The sequence below is a fragment of the Mesorhizobium sp. M1142 genome (assembly GCF_040318565.1).
In the GTDB taxonomy this organism is placed as follows: domain Bacteria; phylum Pseudomonadota; class Alphaproteobacteria; order Rhizobiales; family Rhizobiaceae; genus Mesorhizobium.
On the sequence record NZ_JAMYMK010000086.1, the window covers coordinates 1 to 599 of the forward strand.

Here is a 599-nt window from a genome sequence, read left to right on the forward strand (position 1 = left end):
GGGCGTTGACGAGTTGGAAGAACAGATTGCCGCCACCGTGGACGACGGGCAAGTAGCCGATCTCATCGACAACGAGCAGAGCAGGATACGCAGTGCCGTCTTGATCCGGCTGTTCTCGCGGAGGGTCAACTCTTCCGAGAGGAGGATGTCCATGGCTTCGAGGGCGGCGATCTCGCGTTGCTCGAGCCGGCGCGCGATATGATCGAGCGCCTCGAGCGCCCGCGCCATCTTCAGGCCGACGAGGTCGTGGCGGATTCGATCGATTGTGGATGGCGTGGTATCGAGCGCGTTCGTCGTGGACGCTGCTCCTTCGCCATCACCCGGGCGACGGCATCGTAGAAGGCCAACGGGCCGCTGAGCGACCCTGCCGCCCGAGCCATGAAGAACGATCTCGTCGTTTCTCAGTCTTTGTCGGCGCTAGTCGACCTGCGCCTGCTCGCCGGGCGGGGGTCTCGAAGCGAACCTCGTAGCCCCGCTCCGCCGCGGCAGGACGGACGTCGCGCAGGAATCCGTGACGGTCGTGTAGCCGCCGCCATAGCCGAGGTCCTTCAGTAAGCCGGCTGCCGGTGAGTCCGGGATATCGCGTGACGCGTTCGCGA

The 599-nt window shown here is 65.3% G+C and carries 1 protein-coding gene and 1 pseudogene; both read right to left on the reverse strand.

Annotated elements, in window-relative coordinates:
• Positions 1–228: pseudogene (locus tag NKH42_RS31185) on the reverse strand (hypothetical protein); the annotation flags it as partial.
• A 189-nt stretch (positions 229–417) separates the two neighbouring features.
• Positions 418–599, reverse strand: a 182-nt coding sequence (locus NKH42_RS31190) for a hypothetical protein (RefSeq protein ID WP_502906438.1), incomplete at its 5' end; no start/stop codon positions are given.